The 24905-nt window shown below is 61.6% G+C and carries 23 protein-coding genes and 1 other RNA gene; 15 read left to right on the forward strand and 9 right to left on the reverse strand.

The window, feature by feature from the left end:
* Positions 1-199 precede the first annotated feature (199 nt).
* Together ssrA and smpB are read right to left on the reverse strand one after the other, a co-directional pair.
* Positions 200-579, reverse strand: a transfer-messenger RNA (tmRNA) gene (gene ssrA / locus KUV86_RS08420).
* Positions 580-633: 54 nt separating this feature from the next.
* Positions 634-1125 carry an SsrA-binding protein SmpB gene (smpB, locus tag KUV86_RS08425; RefSeq protein WP_206942442.1) on the reverse strand — a complete coding sequence of 164 codons (492 nt, stop codon included), beginning with the start codon at positions 1123-1125 and terminating at the stop codon, positions 634-636.
* Positions 1126-1373: 248 nt separating this feature from the next.
* Between smpB and KUV86_RS08430 the strand changes: the two genes are divergently transcribed.
* Both KUV86_RS08430 and KUV86_RS08435 read left to right on the forward strand, forming a co-directional pair.
* Complete coding sequence (locus KUV86_RS08430) at positions 1374-1808, forward strand: type II toxin-antitoxin system RatA family toxin (protein ID WP_206942443.1); 435 nt, start codon at positions 1374-1376, stop codon at positions 1806-1808.
* Positions 1798-2121 carry an RnfH family protein gene (locus KUV86_RS08435; RefSeq protein ID WP_222162153.1) on the forward strand — a complete coding sequence of 108 codons (324 nt, stop codon included), beginning with the start codon at positions 1798-1800 and terminating at the stop codon, positions 2119-2121. The genes KUV86_RS08430 and KUV86_RS08435 overlap by 11 nt, the downstream gene beginning before the upstream one ends.
* 56 nt (positions 2122-2177) lie before the next feature.
* Here KUV86_RS08435 and KUV86_RS08440 read toward each other — a convergent pair whose 3' ends face one another.
* Positions 2178-2633 (reverse strand): outer membrane protein assembly factor BamE, encoded by a 456-nt coding sequence (locus KUV86_RS08440; protein WP_222162497.1) that lies wholly within the window; start codon positions 2631-2633, stop codon positions 2178-2180.
* A 72-nt stretch (positions 2634-2705) separates the two neighbouring features.
* Between KUV86_RS08440 and fur the strand changes: the two genes are divergently transcribed.
* Positions 2706-3152: a ferric iron uptake transcriptional regulator gene (gene fur / locus KUV86_RS08445; protein WP_206942445.1), complete on the forward strand. Its 447-nt coding sequence runs from the start codon at positions 2706-2708 to the stop codon at positions 3150-3152.
* Positions 3153-3261: 109 nt separating this feature from the next.
* On the opposite strand, the gene recN is transcribed toward fur, so the two are convergent.
* Positions 3262-4935 (reverse strand): DNA repair protein RecN, encoded by a 1674-nt coding sequence (gene recN, locus KUV86_RS08450; protein ID WP_222484410.1) that lies wholly within the window; start codon positions 4933-4935, stop codon positions 3262-3264.
* 380 nt (positions 4936-5315) lie between these two features.
* Here recN and grpE point away from each other — a divergent pair, with 380 nt between their 5' ends.
* The 4 genes from grpE (at position 5316) to KUV86_RS08470 (ending at position 10387) form a co-directional block, all read left to right on the forward strand.
* Positions 5316-5960: a nucleotide exchange factor GrpE gene (grpE, locus tag KUV86_RS08455; protein WP_222162151.1), complete on the forward strand. Its 645-nt coding sequence runs from the start codon at positions 5316-5318 to the stop codon at positions 5958-5960.
* A gap of 151 nt (positions 5961-6111) precedes the next feature.
* A complete protein-coding gene (gene dnaK / locus KUV86_RS08460; protein ID WP_206942450.1) occupies positions 6112-8043 on the forward strand; it encodes a molecular chaperone DnaK in 1932 nt (643 codons plus the stop codon).
* 90 nt (positions 8044-8133) lie between these two features.
* On the forward strand, positions 8134-9270 hold the full coding sequence (gene dnaJ, locus KUV86_RS08465) for a molecular chaperone DnaJ (protein WP_206942452.1): 1137 nt from the start codon (positions 8134-8136) through the stop codon (positions 9268-9270).
* 205 nt (positions 9271-9475) lie between these two features.
* A complete protein-coding gene (locus KUV86_RS08470; RefSeq protein ID WP_206942454.1) occupies positions 9476-10387 on the forward strand; it encodes a DMT family transporter in 912 nt (303 codons plus the stop codon).
* Between the two features lie 26 nt (positions 10388-10413).
* On the opposite strand, the gene KUV86_RS08475 is transcribed toward KUV86_RS08470, so the two are convergent.
* From KUV86_RS08475 to KUV86_RS08485, 3 genes are read right to left on the reverse strand one after another with little or no spacing between them, the layout of a single operon-like run.
* Positions 10414-11163, reverse strand: a complete 750-nt coding sequence (locus KUV86_RS08475; RefSeq protein ID WP_222484411.1) for an ABC transporter ATP-binding protein — start codon at positions 11161-11163, stop codon at positions 10414-10416.
* The gene (locus tag KUV86_RS08480; protein WP_206942458.1) at positions 11157-12224 is read right to left on the reverse strand and encodes a FecCD family ABC transporter permease; all 1068 of its coding nucleotides are present in this window, start codon (positions 12222-12224) and stop codon (positions 11157-11159) included. The genes KUV86_RS08475 and KUV86_RS08480 overlap by 7 nt, the downstream gene beginning before the upstream one ends.
* Positions 12214-13326 (reverse strand): ABC transporter substrate-binding protein, encoded by a 1113-nt coding sequence (locus tag KUV86_RS08485; RefSeq protein WP_409995512.1) that lies wholly within the window; start codon positions 13324-13326, stop codon positions 12214-12216. Before KUV86_RS08485 ends, KUV86_RS08480 begins: the two co-directional genes overlap by 11 nt.
* Positions 13327-13510: 184 nt before the next feature.
* Here KUV86_RS08485 and KUV86_RS08490 point away from each other — a divergent pair, with 184 nt between their 5' ends.
* Positions 13511-13783 (forward strand): DUF2218 domain-containing protein, encoded by a 273-nt coding sequence (locus KUV86_RS08490; protein WP_206942460.1) that lies wholly within the window; start codon positions 13511-13513, stop codon positions 13781-13783.
* A gap of 7 nt (positions 13784-13790) precedes the next feature.
* On the opposite strand, the gene corA is transcribed toward KUV86_RS08490, so the two are convergent.
* Positions 13791-14756, reverse strand: a complete 966-nt coding sequence (corA, locus tag KUV86_RS08495; protein WP_222238017.1) for a magnesium/cobalt transporter CorA — start codon at positions 14754-14756, stop codon at positions 13791-13793.
* Positions 14757-15106: 350 nt separating this feature from the next.
* Here corA and KUV86_RS08500 point away from each other — a divergent pair, with 350 nt between their 5' ends.
* The 3 genes from KUV86_RS08500 (at position 15107) to KUV86_RS08510 (ending at position 17507) form a co-directional block, all read left to right on the forward strand.
* Positions 15107-15532: a MarR family winged helix-turn-helix transcriptional regulator gene (locus tag KUV86_RS08500; RefSeq protein ID WP_222484413.1), complete on the forward strand. Its 426-nt coding sequence runs from the start codon at positions 15107-15109 to the stop codon at positions 15530-15532.
* Positions 15529-16503 carry a DMT family transporter gene (locus KUV86_RS08505; RefSeq protein WP_261397569.1) on the forward strand — a complete coding sequence of 325 codons (975 nt, stop codon included), beginning with the start codon at positions 15529-15531 and terminating at the stop codon, positions 16501-16503. Before KUV86_RS08500 ends, KUV86_RS08505 begins: the two co-directional genes overlap by 4 nt.
* A gap of 245 nt (positions 16504-16748) precedes the next feature.
* Positions 16749-17507, forward strand: a complete 759-nt coding sequence (locus tag KUV86_RS08510; protein ID WP_222484415.1) for a class I SAM-dependent methyltransferase — start codon at positions 16749-16751, stop codon at positions 17505-17507.
* Here the strand turns inward: KUV86_RS08510 and KUV86_RS08515 are convergent.
* Positions 17476-18582 (reverse strand): esterase-like activity of phytase family protein, encoded by a 1107-nt coding sequence (locus tag KUV86_RS08515; RefSeq protein WP_222484416.1) that lies wholly within the window; start codon positions 18580-18582, stop codon positions 17476-17478. The two genes, KUV86_RS08510 and KUV86_RS08515, sit on opposite strands and share 32 nt — an antisense overlap.
* Positions 18583-18681: 99 nt before the next feature.
* On the opposite strand from KUV86_RS08515, the gene dapB reads away from it, so the two are divergent.
* The 4 genes from dapB to greA all read left to right on the forward strand — a co-directional run bounded on the left by dapB (position 18682) and on the right by greA (position 24768).
* Positions 18682-19500 carry a 4-hydroxy-tetrahydrodipicolinate reductase gene (dapB, locus tag KUV86_RS08520; RefSeq protein ID WP_222484417.1) on the forward strand — a complete coding sequence of 273 codons (819 nt, stop codon included), beginning with the start codon at positions 18682-18684 and terminating at the stop codon, positions 19498-19500.
* Positions 19501-19867: 367 nt separating this feature from the next.
* The gene (gene carA / locus KUV86_RS08525; RefSeq protein WP_222484418.1) at positions 19868-21013 is read left to right on the forward strand and encodes a glutamine-hydrolyzing carbamoyl-phosphate synthase small subunit; all 1146 of its coding nucleotides are present in this window, start codon (positions 19868-19870) and stop codon (positions 21011-21013) included.
* A gap of 51 nt (positions 21014-21064) precedes the next feature.
* Positions 21065-24295 (forward strand): carbamoyl-phosphate synthase large subunit, encoded by a 3231-nt coding sequence (gene carB, locus KUV86_RS08530; protein ID WP_222484419.1) that lies wholly within the window; start codon positions 21065-21067, stop codon positions 24293-24295.
* Positions 24292-24768, forward strand: coding sequence for a transcription elongation factor GreA (gene greA / locus KUV86_RS08535; protein WP_206942482.1), 477 nt, complete (start codon positions 24292-24294; stop codon positions 24766-24768). Before carB ends, greA begins: the two co-directional genes overlap by 4 nt.
* The last annotated feature ends 137 nt before the right edge of the window (positions 24769-24905 follow it).

Consider the following 24905-nt stretch of genomic DNA (forward strand, 5'->3'; position numbering starts at 1 on the left):
CGCTAAGCGCCTGTTGGCGCAGTTGCTGACGATTTTGGGGGCATCAGGGTAGCGGCTTTGGCTATGTGCCCCCATAAATGCCCCCTTTGGTGGGGGCATGTCAAGAAACGTTGTGGAACGTCCAGACACAAGAAAGGGGCCCAAAGGCCCCTTTTCATGCGGTTTCTGGTGCTTTCTGAAAAGTCCTGAAACCTTGATTTGGTGGAGGCGGCGGGAATCGAACCCGCGTCCGCCGACACTCGCCCATTGGCTCTACATGCTTAGTTCCGTCATTTTGTTTAACGCCTCAGGCTCCGACGGGCAGGATCCTGAAACGCGATTCCTCGTATGTTTAGCGATTGACGAGAGGACAGCGCCAACCGCGATCTCACCTATCTTGGCTCATAGCCCATTGGCAACGGATGAGCGCGTCGCCGCCGGGTAGGACAAGAAGCTAACAGGTTTTAAGCTGCCAGCGCGCCCTGAGCGTAGTTTTCGTCGTTTGCGACTATTTAATCGTGATGTTGGATTTACGAGATACATCACGCTCTCGGCATGCACCTCAGGGGTTGTCATCGGCGTCGAAACCATGTCGCCCCCGTAACGCCCCGCCAGTGTACCAAAGATACTGCGGGAAGTGCCAGATCTGACGCTTCAGGCGCGATTTTGTTCCCTCATTACGCGACCTTTCTGCCGCTGCCAGTCCCGGTCTTTCTCGGTAGCGCGCTTGTCATGCAGCTTCTTGCCCGTTACCAGCGCAAGCTCGCATTTCACCCGGCTGCCTTTCCAGTACAGCTTGAGTGGGACGCAGGTATGTCCCTTGTCCTGGGTGCGCGAAAAGATCTTGGCGATCTCCTTGCGGTGCAGCAGTAGCTTCCGTGTTCGTGTGGGGTCTGCCACTTCGTGGGTGCTGGCCGTGTTCAGCGGCATGATATGGCTGCCCAATAGCCATGCCTCACCATTCTTGACCAAGATGTAGGTGTCGGTGAGCTGGGCCTTGCCGGCGCGCAGGCTTTTGACTTCCCACCCCGCCAGCGCCAGGCCGGCCTCGAAGGTCTCATCGATGTGGTACTCGAAGCGTGCCTTCTTGTTCTGGGCGATGGTGTTGTTGCCAGGACCCTTGTCCTTTCCCTTCTTGCTGGCCATGGAACCTCTTTGATCTCTGAGTCGGTCCCGAGGACGTTATCGTCATCGGGGTGGCCTCTGATGCATCTGTCCATTCCTGCCGCTGCAGCAAGGCGACGACGGCACCGTCGAGCCTGGTGGCTGGATGACTCCTCGGTATTGCTCCTCGAAGAGGGAGTCCAGTCCGGCGGTGGAAGCGTGATACCATTCAAGGCCGAAACAACCGCTCATGATACGCCCTGGGCTTCTGGAAGTCAGCGGAGAGGTCAATGCCAACCGTCAATCGATCCGCCATGGTGCGGCACACTCCCAAGCAGATGTTCGATCTTGTGAACGATTTCGAAAGCTATCCTGAGTTCCTGCCGGGATGTCGCCGTGCCCGCCTGGTTGAGGAAGAGCCTTCACACCTGGTGGGGGAGATGACCCTGGGCAGGGCCGGGATCGAGCAGACCATTGTGACCCGTAATGACCTTCACGAGCCGGAGCGGATTGAGCTGTCGTTGGTAAAAGGGCCGTTCAAGCGCATGAGCGGGCGCTGGAAGTTCACTGCTATGGGCGACAACGTGTGCAAGGTCAGCCTGGAAATGGACTTCGAGTTTTCCAGTCGGCTGTTGGGCATGGCGTTCGGCAAGGTCTTTCAGCAGATTGCCGGCCAGCAGGTAGATGCCTTCACTCGTCGTGCTGATGAGCTGTATGGACGCTGACGCTCCCGCGACGGCACAGGAGCGCATCACGGTCGAGGTCGCCTTTGCCTTGCCGCACAAGCAGAGGCTGGTGGCGCTGCGACTTCCGGTTGGGACGACGGCCACTCAAGCCGTGGCGGCGGCACATCTGCCGGCGCTGTTTCCTGAATTGCCTGCAGACACCTTCACCGATGCCAGCCTTGGCATCTTTGGCAAGACGCTGCGTGACCCGTCGCAGCACGTGCTGCGTAACGGAGACCGTGTCGAAGTCTATCGCCCGCTGAAGATTGATCCGAAACAGGCCCGCGCGCAGCGCGCAGCCCGCGACCGCTGAGATGATCAGCGGTCGCGGGCCTGTGCGTCGGGGCTGCAGCCGATCCGTTCGAGGGCTTACTCCCGCTCGGGATCGACGGTGCGGTTGTAGATAGGTTCGATGTTGGCCTCGCCGTCGGGGTTGTCATCGGCCCCGCCGCTGGTCGGTCCGACACCGTAGCTATGCTTGCCGGCGACGTCCGGGTCCATGCTGAAGTCGCCATCGCGCTCGATGTTGACCAAGTTGTTGCCAGCAAAGGTCAGCGTGACGCGTCGTTGCATCACATCTCCGTAGGCTTCATCCAGTCGATAGACATAGTCCCACTGCTCGGCGTTAAACGGCGCCTCCAGCAGCGGAGAGCCCATCAGGTTGATGACCTCCTGGCGTGACATGCCTGGGCGCAGCTGTTCGACCATATTGTTGGTCACCAGGTTGCCCTGGGCCAGGTCGCGCTTGTACACGCTGAAATAGGTGCAGCCACTGGTCAGTGCCAGGGCCAGTGAAAGGGTGACAATTCCGGTCAGCTTTTGCATTTGCGCCTGTTCTTCACTATCGTGGGGTCGGTCGATCATACCCGACCCTACCTGATACTGCGAAGAGCAACCATGGCCGACAAGAACCATGAATTGCGCAAGGCCGGACTGAAAGTCACCCTGCCGCGCGTTAAGATCCTGCAGATCCTCGAATCTGCCACCGATCAGCACCACCTGAGTGCCGAGGACGTGTACAAGACGTTGCTCGAAGCTGGCGAAGATGTAGGCCTGGCCACGGTATATCGTGTCCTGACTCAGTTCGAGTCAGCGGGCCTGGTGATACGACACAATTTCGACGGTGGCCATGCGGTCTTTGAGCTCTCTCAGGAAGAGCATCATGACCACATGGTGTGCCTGGAAAGTGGCGAAATCATCGAGTTCTTCGATGAAACCATCGAGCGTCGCCAGCAAGAAATTGCGGAAGAGCACGGTTTTGAGCTCGTGGACCATGCGCTGGTCCTCTACGTCAGACCGAAAGGCTCCAAGGCCACTCGTCAGGAAGGTATCGCCAAGCGTTAAGATTGGCGCTCCTTGCCTGAGCTTAGGTGTTCAAGCCTCCGCCCCAGGGTGGAGGCTTTGTTGTGTCTGCCTGTTTTTTGTCGACGGATGTGCGCAGTGTGTCCGCCGGTCAATGGTGGGCGCGCTGGCTGGCGTCGAGCATCTCGCGGGCATGGGCGAGCGTCTGATCGGATAGCTTGACCCCTCCCAGCATGCGAGCCAGCTCGCCCACTCGTCCGGCCTCGTCCAGTAGCGCCATATGCGTCGAGGTGCTGTCCTTGCGGGCCTTCTTCTCGATATGCAGATGGTGGTGCGCCTGTGCGGCGACCTGTGGCAGGTGTGTGACCGTCAATACCTGGCCACCTTCGCCAAGACGCTTGAGTAGCTGCCCCACGATCTCGGCCGTTGCGCCAGATACCCCGACATCCACTTCATCGAACACCAGGCAAGGAATGGTCGAGTGCTGTGCCGCGATGACCTGAATCGCCAGGCTGATGCGTGACAGCTCGCCCCCCGAGGCGACCTTGGCCAGGGGTCTGGGTGGCTGGCCGGGGTTGGCTGCAATCAAGAAGCGCACCCGGTCCATGCCTTCGGGGGCGGCGGCATCTCGCTGGCTGACTTCTACCTCGAAGCGCGCCTTGCCCATAGCCAGGAAGGCCAGCTGCTGCTGAACCTCCTTGCCAAAGCGCTTCGCCGCCTTGTGGCGTTCACCGCTGACCTTTTCCGCCAACTGTCGCCACTCTGCCTTGAGGGCATCGGCCTTTTCGGTCAGTGCTTCCAGGTCCTCGTCGCCACCCTCAAGGCCTTCCAGCTCGGTGGACAGGCGCTGATGCAGGGAGACGATCTCCTCTGGCAACACATGGTGCTTGCGGGCGATTCGGTGGGTTTCAGCCAGTCGTTGCTCGACCCATGCCAGGCGCTCAGGGTCGAGTTCGACACTTGCCATGACCTGGTGAAGCTCTCTTCCGGCCTCTTCCAGTTGGATGCTGGCATCCCCCAGCAGCGCCAGAGCGTTAGCCAGTGCCCCCTGGTTGCTGCCCGGCAAGGCCGCAAGGCGCTGGGTGGCCTGGTGCAGCAACGGCAGTGCGCCACCCTCGTCATTGTCACAGCAATCCAGTGCAAACTGGGTCTCTGCCAAGCGCGTTTCAGCGTGGGCGAGCAGTTCCTGTTCCTGTTCCAGGCTGTCGAGCTCCTCCTCGCCCAGGCCCAGCTGGTCGAGCTCTTCCACCTGGTAGCGCAACAGCTGCCGACGCGCACGAATGTCGTCGCTGTCGTCGGCCAGGCGCTTGAGCTGGCGGCGGGTGGCCTGCCACTCACGGTAGAGCTCGGCCAGGCGTGCCACCGACTCGCGGTGGCCGGCCAGGTCATCCAGCAGCCTGAGGTGGGTGTCCTCTGCCAGCAGCGCCTGATGGGCATGCTGACCATGGATCTCGATCAAGGTCTCGCCCAGAGACTTCAAGTCAGCGATGGTAGCCGGCTGACCATTGATCCAGGCCTTGGAGCGACCGCTCTTGGTCACGACCCGACGCAGCAGGCAGTCATCGGCAGACAGCTCACGGCTCTCCAGCCAGGTGCGTGCATTGGGTAGGCCGCTGATATCGAAGCGTGCGCTCAGGTCGGCGCGAGATTGTCCGTGACGGACGCTGCCCGCGTCGCCACGCTCACCCAGGCAGAGCCCGAGGGCGCCGAGCAGGATGGACTTGCCTGCACCGGTTTCCCCGGTAATAGCGGTCATGCCACCGTCAAGCTCAAGCTCGAGGTGGTCGACGATGGCAAAATCCTGGATCGAGAGTTCGGTCAGCATGCGGGCCTCCGGGTGACGCTACCTGGAGCAGGTAGCGGTAGGTGCTCAATGCTTGATCCCGGTGAGGATGGAAGGATGGACGCATCCGTGCCGGGAGGGCGGTAGACGGGTACTGGTTATCTATCCATGACTTGGTGTTTTATACAGTAGTTGAGGCACGCCGACAATGCACGCCGACGTGCCGATGTCGGCGCCGTCATTGGCGAATGGCTGTTCGTGTGAGTCAGATCAGCCTTCGGGGCCCTTGAGATTGTCCTGGCCAGCCCCATATATCCCTGCAGTTTGCGGCCGAGGGAAGCAGGCGATGTCACGCTTCCTTGCGGTCAATCACTTTACAGGCGGTGCCACCGCGATTGTTGGAATGCTTCAGGAGGCTGCACATGGCCAAAGATCCCCAGACCCCGCTGGATGACGAACTCGCACGCCAGGAACAGGAAGGCGATCCGCAGCAGTCTGCAGAGACTGCCGAAGCGATCGAAGGCGAGTTGGATGACATCATCGACTTGGCTGAGGATGACGCCCAGGGCGACGCCGTGGAAGGCAGTGACAATCCTGAGGCTGAGGTGCTGGCCGCACGGGTCGAGGAGCTCGAGCAGAGCGTGGCCGATGCCAAGGATCAGGCGCTGCGTGCAGCGGCAGAGGCGCAGAACGTTCGCCGCCGTGCAGAAGCCGAGGCTGAAAAGGCCCGCAAGTTCGCGCTGGAGAAGTTCATCAAGGACCTTCTGCCGGTGGTAGATAGCCTCGAGAAAGCCCTTGAGGCCATGGGCGAAGATGCCTCTGAAGCGCATCGCGAAGGGGTTTCCATGACCCTCAAGATGCAGCTCGACGTGCTGGGCAAGTTTGGTGTCGACATCGTTGAACCCCATGGCGAGCCGTTTGATCCGCAGTTCCACGAGGCCATGGCCATGGTGCCCAACCCCGAACTTGAGCCCAACACCGTCATGGACGTGATGCAAAAGGGGTATGTGCTCAACGGCAGACTGGTGCGCCCGGCCATGGTGGTCGTCAGCCAGGCCGCCGGCTAAGCCGGACGCCCGAAAACGTTAAGGGTTGTCGCGCCGGAAAGCGGATGGGGACTTGAAAACGGCGATAACGCCCCCCAGATAGTCGGCAACCCCGCGGTTAACGCCGCAACACGAACTTTAGTTACGCAATACACGAATTCGAGGATTTCCTATGGGACGCATCATCGGCATTGACCTTGGTACCACTAACTCTTGTGTGGCCGTGCTCGACGGCGACAGCGCCAAGGTAATCGAAAACGCAGAAGGCGCACGCACCACTCCGTCCATCATCGCCTACACCGATGATGGCGAGACTCTGGTGGGGCAGGCGGCCAAGCGTCAGGCGGTGACCAACCCGGAAAACACCCTGTACGCGATCAAGCGTCTGATTGGCCGTCGTTTCAAGGACGACGTTGTCCAGAAGGACATCAAGATGGTGCCGTACACCATCGCCGAAGCCGACAACGGTGACGCCTGGGTCGAGGTGAAGGGCAAGAAGCTTGCGCCGCCCCAGGTCAGCGCTGAAGTGCTGAAGAAGATGAAGAAGACCGCCGAGGACTATCTTGGCGAAGCCGTGACCGAGGCGGTCATCACCGTGCCGGCCTACTTCAATGACAGCCAGCGTCAGGCCACCAAGGACGCCGGCCGCATTGCCGGTCTGGAAGTCAAGCGCATCATCAACGAGCCGACCGCTGCTGCCCTGGCCTACGGCATGGACAAGTCGCGCGGTGACAAGACCATCGCGGTCTATGACCTGGGTGGCGGTACCTTCGATATCTCCATCATCGAAGTGGCTGACGTCGACGGCGAGACCCAGTTCGAAGTGCTCGCCACCAACGGCGATACCTTCCTGGGCGGTGAGGACTTTGACCTCAAGCTGATCAACTACCTGGTCGATCAGTTCAAGGCCGACAGCGGTATCGACCTGTCCGGGGACAACCTGGCGATGCAGCGCCTGAAGGAAGCTGCCGAGAAGGCCAAGATCGAGCTGTCCAGCGCGCAGCAGACAGACGTCAACCTGCCTTACATCACCGCTGACAACACCGGCCCGAAGCACCTCAACGTCAAGGTGACCCGCGCCAAGCTCGAGTCACTGGTGGAAGAGCTGGTCAGCCGTTCGCTGGCACCGTGTAAGACCGCTCTGTCGGACGCAGGCCTGTCTGCCTCCGAGATCGACGACGTGATCCTGGTCGGTGGCCAGACCCGCATGCCGATGGTGCAGTCCAAGGTGGCCGAGTTCTTTGGCAAGGACGCTCGCAAGGACGTCAACCCGGACGAGGCCGTGGCCGTGGGTGCTGCGATTCAGGGCGGCGTGCTTGGCGGTGACGTCAAGGACGTGCTGCTGCTCGACGTGACGCCGCTGACCCTGGGCATCGAGACCCTGGGTGGCGTGATGACGGCGCTGATCGAGAAGAACACCACCATTCCGACCAAGAAGACCCAGGTGTTCTCGACTGCCGATGACAACCAGACAGCCGTGACCATTCACGTGCTGCAGGGTGAGCGCAAGCAGTCCAGCGGCAACAAGTCACTCGGCCGCTTCGACCTGTCCGATATTCCGCCGGCACCGCGTGGCGTACCGCAGATCGAAGTCGCCTTCGACCTGGATGCCAACGGTATCCTCAATGTGTCCGCCAAGGACAAGGCGACCGGCAAGGAGCAGTCCATCGTCATCAAGGCCTCCAGCGGCCTGTCCGATGACGAGATCGAGCAGATGGTCCGCGATGCGGAGGCCCATGCCGATGAGGACAAGAAGTTCGAAGAACTGGTCGCACTGCGCAACCAGGCCGATGGCATGATCCACGCCTCGCGCAAGACCCTCGAGGAAGCCGGTGACAAGGCGTCCGAGGAAGAGAAGCAGGCTATCGAGAGCGCCATCAAGGAACTCGAAGAAGCCCTGCAAGGCGATGACAAGGACGCCATCCAGGCCAAGCTTGATGCCTTGACCGAGGCCTCCGGCAACCTGGCGCAGAAGATGTACGCCGAGCAGGCAGATGCCGGCCAGCAGGCGGGCGACGCCGAGGCAGGCGCTGGCGCCAAGAAGGAAGATGACGTGGTCGACGCCGAGTATGAAGAAGTCAACGACGACCAGAAAAAGCAGTAACCACGACATCTGAACCTCGGATGACACCAGCGCGGGAGCCTGCCTCCCGCGTTGGTGTTGCTGAGGATCGCTACGGAGGCGGACAGACCCATGTCCAAGCGAGACTACTACGAGGTACTGGGTGTCGAGCGCGGTGCCGATCAGAAGGACATCAAGAAGGCCTATCGGCGGCTGGCACAGAAGTACCACCCGGACCGCAACCCGGACGATGACACCTCGGCGGAGAAATTCCGTGAAGTGTCCGAGGCCTACGAGGTACTGACCGACAGCGAGAAGCGCGCGGCCTATGACCAGTTCGGCCATGCCGGCGTCGACGGTCAGGGCGGTGGTGGCTTCGGCGGCGCCGGGGCTGGCGGCTTCAGCGATATCTTCGGGGATGTCTTCGGTGACATCTTTGGCGGTGGCGGCGGTCGTCGCAACCCCAACGCCCCGCAGCGCGGCAGCGATCTGCGCTACAACCTGGAGCTCGACCTCGAAAGTGCCGTGGCCGGTACCAGTGTGGACATTCGCGTGCCTCGCCACGTCGAGTGTGAGCGCTGTGACGGTGATGGTGCGGAGCCCGGCTCCACCAAGGAGACCTGCCCCACCTGTCACGGTCATGGTCAGGTACGCATGCAGCAGGGCTTCTTTGCCGTGCAGCAGACGTGTCCGACCTGTCATGGCAGCGGCCAGCACATCAAGGTGCCGTGCCACAAGTGCCATGGCGAAGGGCGCGTGCGCGAGACCCGCACCCTGTCGGTCAAGATTCCGGCTGGCGTCGATTCCGGTGATCGCATTCGCCTCAACGGTGAGGGCGAGGCTGGGGTCAACGGTGGCCCGCCTGGCGATCTGTACGTGCAGGTGGCGATCAAGCCGCACCATATCTTCGAACGGGATGGCCGTCACCTGCAGTGTGAAGTGCCGATCAACTTTGTTGATGCGGCCCTTGGTGGAGAGCTGGAAGTGCCCACTCTGGATGGGCGCGTCAAGCTGAAGATTCCGGCAGAAACCCAGACAGGCAAGCTGTTCCGGTTGCGTGGCAAGGGGGTCAAGCCGGTTCGCGGAGGCCCCGCGGGTGACCTGTTGTGCCGCGTGGTGGTGGAAACACCGGTTAATCTCAGCGAAGAGCAGAAAGACCTGCTCCGCAGCTTCCAGGACAGCCTCGGTGGCAGCAATGCCCAGCATTCGCCGAAGAAGTCGAGCTTCTTCGACGGTGTGAAGAAGTTCTTTGAAGATATGAAGCTGTAAGTCGCTGCTGGCCAGCGACCCGGGACTACCCGGGCTGATGTGACCCGCCAACCCCCGGCGCCATGCGCTGGGGGTTGGCGTTTGTCAGACAGGCACAAAAGGACGTGGGGACACATGGATCAGGACATGAGCCAGGGCCTGAATCAGGGCTTAAACCAGCGCTTAAAACAGGGCATAAGCCTGCGCATTCACCAAGGCATAAGCCATGGGTAATCAGGACCGGCCGCTTGCGGGCATCGTGCTGCGGATTGGCTCCGGCCTGCTGTTTGCGGCGATGCTGATTTGCGTGAAATGGGTGAGTGACGACGTGCCGCTGGGACAGGTGGTGTTCTTCCGCTCCGCCTTCGCGCTACTGCCTATCGTGGTGTTCCTGGCCTGGCGTCACGAATTTCCTAAAGGACTGGCCACTCGCCGCCCTGGTGGCCACCTGCTGCGTTCCAGTCTTGGCGCTGCGTCGATGTTTGCCACCTTCGCTGCGTTGGCCAGATTGCCGGTGGCAGAGGCAACCTTGTTGGCACAGCTCGCCCCCGTGCTGATGGCCATCGGCGGTGTCGTGATGCTGGGGGAGCGCTTCACCCTTCCGCGGGCCTTGGCGCTGATGCTGGCTGTCGCTGGGGTCGCCGTGCTGGTTGTCCCGGATATCGGTGACAGCCACAAGGCCGGCCAGCTATCCGGTTATGCGTTAGGCGTGTTGGGGGCGTCGTTGACGGCTGCTGCGCTGGTGACGGTGCGACGTATCTCGCGCACTGAAGGCGCTGGTGCCATCGCGTTCTATTTCGTGCTGGCGTGCACCCTGGCGGGACTGGCGACGTGGCCATTGGGTTGGGTGGCGCTGCCGACGGAAACGCTGACGCTATTGATCCTGTCGGGACTGTTCGGTGGCGCGGCTCATATCTGCATGACCCTGGCGCTGCGTTTCGCGGAAGTGTCGCGACTGGCGCCTTTTGAATACATTGCGCTGATCTGGCCCGTATTGGCAGACGTCTGGCTATTTGGCCAGCCGCTATCGTCGGGCTTTCTGCTGGCGCTGCCTCTGATGCTGGGCGGGGCGGCTCTGGCCGCGATGGAAGGGCGCCGCCTAGGCTTTCGCCGCAGGCGCCCTGACACGTTGAAGTAGGCTAGCCGGGCGAATCTAGCACTTCCCTAGATAGCGTCTTCGACAATCAGTTGCGGCACCCCCATGGAGCAGGGTTCAACCCTGGCTCTGATGCGGTAGACCCGCTCCAGCAGCTCGCTGGTGACAACGTCTTTGGTGGCACCACATGCCACCAGACGGCCCTGTTCCAGCAGCATGGCCTGGTCGGTGAAGCGTAGTGCCTGTCCCAGGTCGTGAATGGCCACGAGGATGAGCATCTCGCGCTCACTGGCCAGGCGCCGCAGGATGGTCAGAAGCCCGACCTGACGGTGCAAGTCCAGCGCAGAGGTGGGTTCATCCAGCAGCAGTACCTCGGGTTCCTGCACCAAGGCTTGTGCCGCATTGACCATCTGGCGTTGGCCACCGCTCAAATCCCCGATATCCCGCTCACTCAGGTCGGCGATGCCGAGCTCCGCCAGGGCTCGTTCGACCTGGGTCAGGTCCTGTGGCTGCACCTTCATGCCGCGCCCTTGCATGCGAGCCAGCAACACCGCTTCATAGACGGTCAGCACTGCGCTGGCGCCGTTGTCCTGGGTCATGTAGGCCATCGGGCGATCTTGCCGCGCGCCTTCCAGAATGGCCTGTCCGGATCCCTTAAGTACGCCGAAGACGCGACGAAACAGGGTCGACTTGCCAGCGGCGTTAGGGCCCAGCAGCGCCACGACCTGGCCGCCATGGAAGGTCGGGGTAGTGATCTCGGCAAGAATCTGGCGCCGACCGTAGCGCGCCGAAAGACGATCAAGACGTAGGCTTACCATGAGGCCTTCTTATGGTTGAGCACGAGAAACAGGAAGAAGGGGATTCCCACCAGCGAGGTGATAATACCGATGGGTATGACCGTGCCTGGCAGGATCACCTTGGACAGCACTGAGCCAATGGACAGGATCAGGGCGCCACACAAGGCGGATCCCGGAAGGAAGAAGCGTTGATCCTCACCGACCAGCAGGCGGGCGATGTGGGGCCCGACCAGACCGATAAAGCCGATGGTACCGACAAAGGCGACGGAGACCGCTGCCAGCAGGGATACCAGCACCAGCACTTCGAGGCGCAGCCGTCGAGGCTTCAGCCCCATGCTTTCCGCCTTGGTGTCGCCCAGACGCATCGCCGTCAGCGCCCAGCCGTGACGGGCCAGCAGCGGCACCACCAGCAGCAAGACGCCGAGGGCGATCCATAGCTTGGGCCAGGTTGCCTTGGTCAGGCTGCCCATGGTCCAGAAGACGACGGCAGATACCGCTTGCTGGCTGGCAAAGAACTGAATCAGCGCCATCAGTGAATTGAAGATGAAGACCATGGCGATACCTAGCAGCACGATGGTCTCGATAGTGACGCCACGCTTGAGGCTAAGCGCATGAATGAGGAACGCCGTGAGCATGGCCATGACAAAGGCGTTGATGGGGATGACGTAGTCCAGTGCCGCCGGGATGATGGCAACGCCGAAGGCCAGCGCCAGGGCCGCGCCAAAGCTGGCTCCGGCAGAGATACCCAGGGTGAAGGGGCTGGCCAGAGGATTGCTGAGGATGGTCTGCATCTGGGCGCCGGCAATGGACAGGCTGGCACCGACGACCAGGGCCATCAAGGCGACAGGCATGCGTATTTCCCAGACGATGACCCGCGCCTGTGCCTCGACCTGGTCTGGCGTCAGCAGAGCCGCGACTACCTCGGCGAGGGTGAAGCGGGCTGGCCCAAGTGCCAGGTCGATACATAGGCTGAGTGCCAGGGCTGCCACCAGCGCCGCCAGAATGATCTGGCGGCGCAGGACCAGTGAACGATAGGCGTCGCGACCGCTGTGATCGACGACCGCCGTACTGTCATTGCTCATCCAGAGTGATCCAGTAGCCGGGCTCGTAGTCGGTGGGCAGGAAGCGCTCGTGCAGCTCCTGGAAGGTCGCCTCGGGGTCCAGGTCCTCGAACAGTTCGGGGTGGAGCCACTTGGCCAGTTGCTGTACTGCCACAAAGTAGTAGGGACTGTTGTAGAACTGGTGCCAGATGGCGTGGAACTGACCCTGCTCCACGGCAGTGATGCCGGTCATTGCAGTGCGCTGCGTCAGCCGTTCCAGCTTGGTGCGAGCCGCGTCCATGTCAGCGCCAGGGCCCATGCCAACCCAGTTGCCGCCAGGCACATAGGCATCCCAGTTGCCACCGGTGACCACCACGTGGTCAGGATTGGCGGCAATGATCTGCTCCGGGTTGAGGGTGCCGAAGGTGGTGGGGATGATGCCGTCGGCGATGTTGCTGCCCCCCGCCAGTTCGACGTATTCACCGAAATTGCCGGGCCCGAAGCTCATGCAGCAGTCATCCGAGTAGCCACCGGCGCGATCGATGAACACGCTGGGCCGCTCGGGATCCGCTTCCGCGATCACATCGGTCACTTTGGCCAGCTGTTCTTCCGAGAAGTCGATGAAGGCCTCGGCCTGTTGCTGCTTGCCGAGCAGCTCGCCCATCAGGCGCATGGAGGGGATCGTATGCGCCAGCGGATCCTCGCGGAAGTCCACGTAGACGATCGGAATGTCGAGCTCTGCCAGCTTGTCATCGTAGCCTGCGTCTTCCGTAGCGGCGCGAGCTTCCAGGTTCATCAGGACCACGTCGGGAGACAGCGAGGCGGCCTGCTCGACGTCGAAGGTGCCGTCCTTGAAGCCGCCGAACGTCGGCAGCTCCAGCAACTCGGGAAACTTCTCGGCGTAGCGGGAGTAGCTATCCGGGTCGGCCTGGGAGAAGTCCTCACGCCATCCCACCACGCCAGCAAAGGGAGCGTCGGGCTGAAGTGCGCCCAGCAGATAGATCTGGCGGCCTTCGCCAAGAATGACTCGCTCAACCGGGGTCTCGAGAGTGACCTGGCGTCCGGCCACATCCGTGACGGTAGTGGTATCGGCCATAGCGGCTGCAGCCGCGAACGGGGACAGGGCCGCTAGGCCAAACATCATGAAAGGTTTCATCGAGACTGGGTTCTCAGGTGGTAAAGGACGGCCGAGTGCCCTGCATACATGGCTTGGGGGCGATCCAGGTGTCTTCCGTCGCAGAAAAGGCAACGCTGTGTTGCCTGACGTGGCGCGTGAGTCGGCGTTATTCTACTGCGACGTATTCGTATTCGTAAAAACGGTGAACAGTATGGTGGATTCCCAGGCTATCGTCGAGACGTCATCCGGGCAGCGCTTGATCAATCGGCTGTGCAAGCACTGGGCGCACAAGCTCGAGGTGGATGCGGCGTCGGGGCGGGTGGTCTTCCCTGGTGGCGAGTGTCTGATGAGCGCGTCCGAGACGCAGCTCAAGGTGGACCTTGAGGCTCAGGACGCGGAGCAGCTGGCACGCTTGCAGGGTGTGGTGGCCAGCCACCTGGAGCGTATGGCCAGCAAGGAGACGCTGAGCATTCACTGGCAGTAGTAAGCTGTCATAGCCAGCCGGCTCGTCGAAAGTGACGATAAAGCGCGCCGCAGCATAGTCCCATGGCCCCCAGTGCCATGGGATAGCCCATGCGCCAGTCCAGTTCTGGCATATGCGTGAAGTTCATTCCCCAGACGCCCGCAAGAATGGTCGCCACGGCGAAAATGGCCGCCCATGAAGCCAGGCGTTTCTGCACCTCTCCTTCGTCGATGGCAATCATGGCCAGGTTGACCTGAATGGCGGTGGTGATCGTCTCGCGGATTGTGTCGACGGCAGCTTCAATGCGATGCAAGTGGTCGTAGACGTCACGAAAGTAATCCTGGGTGCCTTGGCAGAGCGCGGGCACGCGTCCGCCAAATAGATGGGCACTGGCTTCGGCCAGCGGGTTCACCGCATGCTTGACGCACATGATGCTGCGCTTGAGCTGATAGAGACGTTTCAGGCTGGTTCTTGCGTTGCCTTTGACGAACATCTGTTCCTCGATGCTTTCAAGCTCTGCCTCCAGGCTCTCGAGAATCGGAAAATAGCGGTCTACCACCACATCCATCAGCGCATACAGCACGAAGGCCGGCCCCTGTTTGAGGAGTTCTGGCTCTCGCTCGCACCGGTGCCTGACATCGGTAAACCCGCGATGGTGGTGCTGGCGTACCGACAGCACATAGCCAGGACCCGCGAAGATGGCCAGCTGGCCGAACTGGATCTCCTCCTGTAGCGCCGACATCATCTGGGTCACCACGAACAAGGCATCCCCATACTCTTCCACCTTGGGGCGCTGGTGGCCTGCCAGGGCATCCTCCACCGCCAGTTCGTGCAGCCCGAATACCTCCTGGAAGGTGGCCAGTTCGTCTGCGTCCGGATCATGCAGGGCGACCCACACGAAGCGATGGGGATGGGCAAGGTGGGCGGCCACCTCACTGGCATCAATGTCGCAGAGCCGACGACCCTCTTCATAGGCTACGCAGTTGATGATCATGGCTACCTCCCCCGTGCGATCGAGATGTCGTTGCTGAAAAGGTAGCTGGTGCTGTCGCTGGTCATCCGTCTTTGCAGTGCGAGGCACAGCAACGTGGTGACGGTCCCTTGGCAAAACGGCTCGGACTATCTATCTTTATATAAAGATACTTTGTATAAAGATAGCTGTTCGAGCGGCGATGGAGAGCGGTCATGACAGAGGCTGAGACAGAGACAGGACCATCAGGTGGCAACAGGGGCATCGGTCCAGCGGCAGGTTCGGCCAATATGGATGTTGCGGGCGAAAAAGATGCCATAGACCGGCTTCAGGACGAGTGGCGGCGCGCGCTGCCTGCCCAGGATCCCGCGGATATGGGGATTTTTACGCGTCTTTACCGAGTGCTGAAGCACGTGGATCGTCGAGTGAATGCGGTGTTTCGCGAGCACGGCCTGAAAGAGGGTGAGTTCGACCTGCTCGCCACTCTGTATCGACGGGATGCTCCTGACGGTTTGACACCCAATGAGCTGTGCGAGGCTGTGGTGCTGACCTCAGGGGCCATGACACATCGCCTCGACCGCCTGGTGGAGCGGGGGTTGGTGGAGCGGGTGGCGCATCCCAGCGATCGCCGAAGCGTGCTGGTGAGGCTGAGCGAGGCGGGTAGAGCCATGATCCCCGGCCTGCTCGACGCCTACCTGGAGTCGCTGGCACAGATGCGCTCAGGGCTCGCTGATGAGCAAGCAGAGGCCCTGGCCAATGGGCTGCGTCAACTGTTGCTGACATTGGAGGAGCGCCAATGAGCTCGCTAGCCCGGTCTTCCTGGAGGGCTGGCGCCTTGCCTGCCCATCTTGGCATGGTGTTGTGGGCATTGCTGGTGGGGCTGTCATTCCCGGCCGTCGGGCTGCTCAGTCAAGGACTGCCGCCGCTTGCGCTGACATCGTTACGCTTCGTGATTGCAGCGGCTGCGGTGTTGCCGCTGGTGTGGCGGGCGCCAGGCCTTTGCCCCAGTCGTCCCGGGCTGCTGCTGTATGGGCTGATGGGGCTGTGTCTGGCAGGTTTCTTCGGCGCCATGTTCTGGGTGGCGCACCTGACCAGTGCCCTGTCCATGGCCACCCTGTTCGTGAGCGTACCGCTGCTGGCGTACTGCCTCGGGCGACTGGTGGGCGTCGAGGATCCTGCGCTATCGCTGCTGGGGCTGCTGTTGCTGGGGGCGGCAGGCGCCATCGCGCTGGCGTGGGCCGAGGCAGGGGGGGCCTTTGCCAATATGCGCCTAGGTACGGGGGAGCTGGTCTTCTTCCTGGGCTGCATCGCTTCTGCGCTGTATCCGGTGCTGTCGAAACTGGGATTGGCCAGAGGTTGGCTATCGCCCCATGCGGGGGTGCGAACGCTGTGGAGCCTGGTGCTGGGGGCGCTGCTGATCGGCATGCTGGGTGTCGCGGCCGGGGATTCGACCGCTTTGCTACAGATGACCTCCAGAGATCTCGGGATCTTGGTGTATCTCGGTCTGTTCTCCAGTGGCATGACGTTCTGGCTGCAGCAGTATGCTACGGCCACGCTGACCCCAGCAGGGGTCACTGCCTATGGCTATCTCGTACCTTTTGTCTCGATGTGGCTGCTATTCGTGCAGATGCCGACGCGCATGTCCTGGTTGTGGTTGCCTGGGAGTGTGCTGGTCGTTGCCGCCATTGTGCTGCTGTTGCGGCGGGACATGCGCCAACGGCGCCACACAGTGCCCAGGACGGATGCTGAGCCGGGATGTCGAATGGGGTAAGTACACTTCGTTAGTTGTGCGGTAATGCGCAAATCTCGCTTTCGTATGCGTTTGTAGCTAAATGTGACGTGACGTTATCTCTGGCGGGCGGTAAAGGTGGCTCATCGGCGTTTATGGCCATGGAGCTCGTCATGTCAGGTATCTGTTCTTCTTCCTTTACAAACCGACAGCCAGAGCAAGGCCCAGCCACTGACTCAGAGTCATTTGCACCCTCTTCTTCCGTGGCTGATGCGGGTGGGCCAGCCATGGCGTCATCTGGCGACGGTTTTTCCGACGCCTTGGCCGAGCGCTACGACCAGCTGGCTCAAGATCCCCGCTACTGTATTTTTACCGGGTCGGTGCTGCACTACCTGGGGCTGGAGGAAGGGGTTGTCGGCAAGCGGGTGCTCGATGTGGGGTGTGGCAACGGCGACCTGGCGGCAGATATGCGTCGTCAGGGTGCGAGTGAGGTGGTGGGCGTCGATATCAGCCCCGCGCAGATAGCCCTGGCCAGAAAGCGCCATGGTGGGCTCGGCACGACGTTCCGTGTGGAGGATGCCTATCAGCCGCTAGCCCTGCCCGAGGCGCCCTTCGATACCCTGGTCAGCGTCTTTGCCTTTCATTTCATTCAGGATCCAGAGCAGTTGGCTCGTGCGTGTCGCAATCTCTTCGAGGCGCTGAAGCCTGGCGGCCTGCTGGTGTGGCTGGATATCACCCATGACTATGTGTTCGATCCGGAGCGAATGGCGCGGCTGGAAGCCTTGACCAGCTATCGCTATGACCCTGGGGTGGCGCCGGGGCAGCGTCCGGCTCCCTGGAGTCGCGTGGCGGGTCAGGTGCGCTCGGGGTCTGCCTGGTTGCCGGTGGACCATGTGGCCATTCCCGGCAGAACCGTGGTCGAAACGCTGCAGCGCGTGGGCTTTTCGCAGGTCCGGCGCGAGCCGTTGCGATTTCCTGATGCCGAGTCAGCTTGGTTGTGGGGGCCAGAGGGCTTCAATCATCACCTGCTGGTGGCCCGTCGCTAGACATTGGTGGTCCCGCTGGAAGGGGAGTGTCAGCGAGGTCCTGCCGCAGGCGGAAGCAGCTCAGCAGATTGCGCTGAAGTGCACTGAAGTTGTCGTCGCTGACCATCAGGATGCTGCCTTCTGGCAGCCTTGCCAGTCCTTCCATGTTGTCGATTCGCCAGCCGTCTCCTGCAGACAGGCTGGCAAGACGTGTGACGTCGACGGTCGGGGGTTGGTGCAGTTCGATCAGGCTCAGGGTGATGGTCAGGGGGTGAGGTGGGGAGAACGCCCGCTCCAGGGCCAGCAGACGGGGCGAGCGAGTGCTGGCAGCGTCTTCGAGTGTCAGTAGCTCTGTCAGTGCGCTGCCAGGTGCAGATGCCAAGGGGTAGTGCCAGCGGGTGACCGGTGTGTCGTCGCCGGGCAGGCTGAACAGCAGCGTATGGCGGCTTGAGACGTCGTCGGAGGGAGGCTGTGGCATGTCGGTCGGTGGGGCTTCCAGTCCCGCGAGCAGGCCGATGCCGGGCACCCAGGCAAGCGCCTCCAGGCTCTCGTTGTCAGCAGCGCTGGCCGTCAATGGCGAGCGTATGATCCGTCCGCTTGATACCCCCATGGTGGTGAAGCCCTCGACGCGGTGATCCTGTTCAAAGCCCACCAGCAGCTGCGTATTGCCTGCAACGTTGTCGCGATCATTTATCAGGACCAAGGACTCGGCGTCTGCCGCCTTGCCTTCCAGCCGGCGACCGTCTCGGCCCGTCAGTCGGTGGCTCGATAGCGCCGTGAGGTCAACCAGCCTGCCATCGCGAAATACGGGGGTCGCCTGGTGCAGGCGTCCACGATCCGATAGCAGATACAGGCGCTGTTCATCGCTGTCCCAGGCCATGGCGGACAGCCCGCCCAGGGGCACTGGCGAGACATCATCAAGCGGCTGCCATTCGCCGGGTAGCGCCAGGGTGCCGCAGAACTCGAGCGCTGCCGGCGCGGGGGCATCACCCTGAAGGTTGGCTGAGGCGACCTGGGTAGTGCAGCCGCTGAGCCACGACGACAGGATGATCAGTCCGATGGCCAGGCAGTGTGGGGGCAGGGGCTTGGGCAACATGGAGGCCTCATTGAAGCGTGGGCAAGGCATTGTGGTGTGGCATTGGTATACTGCGCCAAGTTTCTTGCAGTTTTATCATTGGTCAGCGCTGGAGTTTGCATGAGTTCAACCGCCCCTCGTATTGCTATTGTCGGCGTCGCCGGTCGCATGGGTCGCTCCCTGGTCAACGCCGTCGCCCAGGATGAAGCGGCTTCTCTCGCCGGTGGTATCGTTGAGCCGGGCAGTTCGCTGACGAACGCAGACCTGGGAGAGCTCGCGGGTATCGGTCGGCTGGAGGTGACTGCGGTCGATTCCCTGGACGCTATCGTCGATGATTTTGACGTCTTGATCGACTTCACCGCGCCAAAGGTGACGCTGGCCAACCTGGCGTTCTGCGCCCAGCATGGCAAGGCGATCGTGATTGGCACCACGGGCTTGTCCGATGACGAGCTGGCCGAGCTCGACAGCTATCGCGACCGGGTCGCCATGGTGTTTGCGCCCAACATGAGTGTCGGTGTGAATCTGACGCTGAAGTTGCTGGAAACCGCGGCGAAGGCGCTTGGCGATGAAGGTTACGACATCGAAGTGATCGAGTCCCATCATCGACACAAGGTGGATGCCCCCTCCGGCACGGCGCTGCGCATGGGCGAGGTGGTTGCCGCCGCTCTGGATCGTGATCTCAAGGAGCACGGTGTATTCGAGCGCGTCGGCCAGTGCGGCCCCCGTGATGCCAAGGAGATTGGCTTCGCTACCGTGCGTGCAGGGGATATCGTCGGTGAGCACACCGTTATGTTTGCGACGGAAGGTGAGCGCATCGAGATTACCCACAAGGCGTCTAGCCGCATGACCTTTGCCCGCGGTGCTGTGCGCGCTGCGCGCTGGGTGGCCGGGCGCGATGCCGGACGCTATGGCATGAACGATGTGCTGGGGCTTGAGTAAGTCTGTCTGGTCGCAACGTTCGGTGGCAAAGGCTGCCGGGGGTTGATGCGTGAACGGGGGTAGTCAGATACCTCTGAATGCTGTAACATTCCAAAAATTTTGGCCGAGCCGGGCATGAAAGTGCCGCCCAGAAAGCGCATTTAACGACGCTTGCTGGCGTAGTGTGGCGGCCGTGCATTCCGAGCGAATGACAACAAGCGGGATGAAACCGGTCAAACACCGGGTTTCGTCCCGCTTTTTTACGGCCCGGCCCCTCGTGTGCTTGTCATGCGGCGGGCCGGGTCGGTGCCGAATGGCCTGGCGACAGGCTGTCACGGGCGGTGGCAGCGGTCGTGGATACCTTGACGAGCTTTGGGAGGACGTAGCGTTGAACAAACCCGCAATATTGGCCCTGGAAGATGGCAGCGTATTCCACGGCACGGCCATTGGTGCAGACGGGCAGACCAGTGGCGAAGTGGTGTTCAATACGGCCATGACCGGCTATCAGGAAATTCTCACCGACCCTTCCTACTCTCGACAGATCGTCACGCTGACCTACCCTCATATTGGCAATACCGGCATCAATCCCGAAGACATCGAGTCTTCCAGCATCGCCGCCGCGGGCCTCGTCATCCGCGACCTCCCGTTGGTTGCCAGTAACTTCCGCTCCACCCAGAGCCTGTCCGATTATCTCGCCAGTCAGAATGTCGTCGGTATCGCAGATATCGATACGCGCCGCCTGACGCGCATTCTGCGCGACAAGGGGGCCCAGAATGGCGCCATCTTGGCGGGCAGCGAGGCCGAGGGCGATGACGCCGTAGCGTGCGCGCTGGAAGCCGCGCGTGCCTTCCCGGGGCTCAAGGGCATGGATCTGGCGAAGGTGGTGTCCTGTAGCGAAGCGTACGAATGGAATGAAGGCGAATGGCAGCTGGGCGAAGGCTACGTTAACGCTGCTGCCGGCGAGCGCCCCTTCCATGTGGTGGCCTACGACTATGGGGTCAAGTTCAACATTCTGCGTATGCTGGCCAGCCGCGGGTGCAAGTTGACGGTGGTGCCGGCGCAGACGCCAGCGGCTGAGGTGCTGGCGATGAAGCCCGATGGCGTGTTCCTGTCCAACGGCCCCGGCGACCCCGAGCCCTGTGACTATGCCATTGAGGCAATCCGCGAGATTCTGACCACCCAGGTGCCTGTCTTTGGTATCTGTCTGGGTCACCAGCTGCTGGCGCTGGCCAGTGGGGCAGCCACGGTCAAGATGAATCATGGTCATCACGGTGCCAACCACCCGGTGCAGGATCTCGATTCCGGGCATGTGATGATTACCAGTCAGAACCACGGCTTTGCCGCCGACGAGACATCGCTTCCGGACACCCTGCGAGCGACCCACCGCTCCCTGTTTGACGGCACCTTGCAAGGTATCGAGCGTACCGATTGCCCGGCCTTCAGCTTCCAGGGTCACCCCGAGGCGAGCCCAGGCCCCCGCGATGTGGCGCCGCTGTTCGACCGCTTCATCGACATGATGCAAAGCCGTCGTTAAGGCGCTCACCCAGACTCCGGTTCATCGTCCAATTTTCTTGCGGGAAGCACCATGCCCAAGCGTACAGACCTGAAAAGCATCCTTATCATCGGCGCAGGCCCGATCGTCATCGGTCAGGCCTGCGAGTTCGACTACTCCGGCGCCCAGGCCTGCAAGGCCCTGCGTGAAGAAGGGGTCCGCGTCATCCTGGTCAACTCGAATCCGGCGACGATCATGACCGATCCCGCCATGGCCGACGCTACCTATATCGAGCCGATCACCTGGCAGGCGGTAGAGAAGATCATCGAGGCTGAACGCCCCGATGCGGTGCTGCCGACCATGGGGGGTCAGACCGCGCTGAACTGCGCACTGGACCTGGATCGTCACGGTGTCCTGGAAAAGTATGGCGTTGAGATGATCGGGGCCAATGCTGACACCATCGACAAGGCCGAGGATCGCGACCGCTTCGACAAGGCGATGAAGAATATCGGTCTGGAGTGCCCTAAGGCCAAGATTGCTCACAGCATGGACGAGGCCTGGGAGATTCAGAGCGAACTGGGCTTCCCGGCTATCATCCGGCCGTCCTTCACCATGGGCGGCTCTGGCGGCGGCGTCGCGTACAACAAGGAAGAGTTCAAGGAAATCTGCCATCGCGGATTTGAGCTCTCTCCGACCCATGAGCTGTTGATCGACGAATCGCTGCTGGGGTGGAAGGAATACGAGATGGAGGTCGTTCGCGACAAGAACGACAACTGCATCATCGTTTGTGCCATCGAGAACTTTGACCCCATGGGAGTCCACACGGGTGACTCCATTACCGTGGCGCCTGCGCAGACGCTGACGGACAAGGAATACCAGATCATGCGTGACGCATCTCTCGCGGTGCTGCGCGAGATCGGCGTCGAGACCGGCGGCTCCAACGTCCAGTTTGGCGTGGACCCCGAGACCGGGCGCATGGTGGTCATCGAGATGAACCCGCGTGTATCGCGCTCCTCTGCGCTGGCCTCCAAGGCCACCGGCTTCCCGATTGCCAAGATCGCTGCCAAGCTGGCGGTGGGCTACACCCTGGATGAGCTGCAGAACGATATTACCGGCGGGCGCACTCCGGCCTCGTTCGAGCCGTCCATTGATTACGTCGTCACCAAGATCCCGCGTTTCACCTTCGAGAAGTTTCCCCAGGCCAATGACCGTCTGACCACCCAGATGAAGTCGGTGGGTGAGGTCATGGCGATCGGCCGGACCTTCCAGGAGTCTCTGCAGAAGGCCCTGCGCGGCATGGAGACCGGTAATGATGGCCTCGACCCCATCGTGACCGACTTCAGCGCCGACAACATGGCGCTGATCAAGGGCGAGCTGCAGGCTGCCGGTGCCGAGCGCATCTTCTACATCGCCGACGCCATGCGTTCCGGCATGAGCGTGGAAGACGTCTTTGAACTGACCAATATCGACCCCTGGTTCCTGGTGCAGCTCGAAGATATCGTCAAGATCGAGCAGGATCTGGCCAGTCGTTCGCTGTCCTCGCTGGATGCTGGCGAGATCTATCGTCTCAAGCGCAAGGGCTTCGGTGACGCGCGCCTGGCCAAGGTGCTTGGCGTTTCCGAGGACGATGTGCGCAAGGCACGCCAGGATGCCGGTATCCGCCCGGTGTACAAGCGGGTAGACACCTGTGCCGCCGAGTTTGCCTCCGACACCGCCTACATGTACTCGACCTATGAGGAAGAGTGCGAGGCCGAGGTCAGCGACCGCCAGAAGATCATGGTGCTTGGTGGAGGTCCGAACCGTATCGGCCAGGGTATCGAGTTCGACTACTGCTGCGTCCATGCCGCCTTCGCCATGCGCGATGACGGCTACGAGACCATCATGGTCAACTGCAACCCCGAGACCGTGTCCACCGACTACGATACCTCTGACCGTCTGTATTTCGAGCCGGTGACTCTGGAGGACGTGCTCGAGATCGCCGACAAGGAAAAGCCGGTCGGCGTGATCGTCCAGTTCGGTGGCCAGACCCCGCTGAAGCTTGCCCGTGCCCTCGAGGCTGCTGGCGTGCCGATCATTGGTACTACCCCGGATGCGATCGACCGTGCCGAGGACCGCGAGCGTTTCCAGCAGATGATCGACAAGCTGGGTCTGAAGCAGCCCCCCAATGCCACCGCCAGAAGCTTCGATGAGGCCTTCTCCAAGGCCGAAGCAATCGGCTACCCGCTGGTGGTGCGCCCGAGCTACGTGCTGGGCGGCCGGGCCATGGAGATCGTCTACGACGCCAGCGAGCTCGAGAACTACATGACCCATGCGGTCAAGGTCTCCAATGACTCGCCGGTATTGCTCGACCATTTCCTCAGTGCGGCGGTCGAGGTGGATATCGATGCAGTGTCCGACGGCGATCAGGTCGTGATTGGCGGCATCATGCAGCACGTGGAGCAGGCCGGTGTGCACTCGGGCGACTCCGCCTGTGCGCTGCCGCCGTACTCGCTGCCGGCGGACGTGCAGGACGAGATGCGCGAGCAGGTCAAGCGCATGGCCGTCGAGCTGGGCGTGAAGGGTCTGATGAACGTCCAGCTGGCCTGGCAGGACGGCGAAATCTACGTCATCGAGGTCAACCCGCGTGCCTCGCGCACTGTGCCCTTCGTATCCAAGTGCATCGGCACCTCGCTGGCGCAGGTTGCCGCCCGCTGCATGGCTGGCGTCAGCCTCAAGGAGCAAGGGTTCGAGCGGGAGATCGTGCCGCATTTCTATAGCGTCAAGGAAGCGGTGTTCCCGTTCAACAAGTTCCCCGGTGTGGATCCGATCCTGTCGCCGGAAATGAAGTCCACCGGCGAGGTGATGGGCTCTGGCGAGACCTTTGCCGAGGCCTTCTACAAGGCTCAGCTGGGTGCTGGCGAGGCGATCCCGCCGCTGACCGGTGATCGCAAGGCGTTCCTGTCGGTACGCGAGCCGGACAAGGCGGGTGTTATCGAAGTGGCTCGTTCTCTGGTAACATTGGGCTTCACACTCTGTGCGACCCGAGGAACGGCGGCAGCCCTTGAACAGGCTGGTCTGCCCGTTGAGGTCGTCAGTAAGGTTTACGAAGGCCGGCCGCACATCGTCGATTCCATCAAGAACGACGAGATCGCCTATATCGTCAATACCACCGAGGGCCGCCAGGCCATCAACGACTCCTCGGTGATCCGCCGCACCGCACTCGCCCACAAGGTTCCCTATGCCACGACGCTGGCAGGGGCCAGTGCCGTTTGCTTGGCGCTCGAGTACGGCAATGCCGTTACCGTGCGGCGGCTACAGGAACTGCATGCAGGAGCGAATACATGAACAAGGTCCCGATGACCGTCGCCGGTGAGCAACGCCTGCGTGAAGAGCTCGAGCAGCTCAAGAGCGAGGCTCGCCCGACAGTGATCGCTGCCATCGCGGAAGCCCGCGAGCATGGCGACCTCAAGGAAAACGCCGAGTACCATGCTGCCCGCGAGCAGCAGGGCTTCATCGAAGGCCGTATTCAAGAGATCGAGGGTAAGCTGTCCAACGCCCAGGTCATCGATGTCACCAAGTTGCCGAAGACGGGCAAGGTGATCTTCGGCGTGACCGTCGAGCTGTTGAACCTGGATACCGACGAAGAGGTGACCTACCGCATCGTTGGTGAGGATGAGGCCGACATCAAGGAGCGTCGCATCTCCGTCACGTCACCCATTGCCCGCGCCTTGATCGGCAAGGAAGAAGGTGAAGTGGTGCTGGTGCGCACTCCTGGCGGCGAAGTCGAGTACGAGATAACCGGCGTCGAGCACATCTAAGCGCAACTCTCCCGCTCCAACGACACCGCCCCGCCAGGCAACCTGGCGGGGCGGTTTTTTTGGTGAAATGTAAGAAATTTCTTATGTGGTTGGCTTTGCCGCACTTCCTTAGCCTGTCTTTATCCCCTTCTGCTGGC

The organism is Halomonas sp. DP8Y7-3 (genome assembly GCF_019801675.1).
Classification (GTDB): domain Bacteria; phylum Pseudomonadota; class Gammaproteobacteria; order Pseudomonadales; family Halomonadaceae; genus Halomonas; species Halomonas litopenaei_A.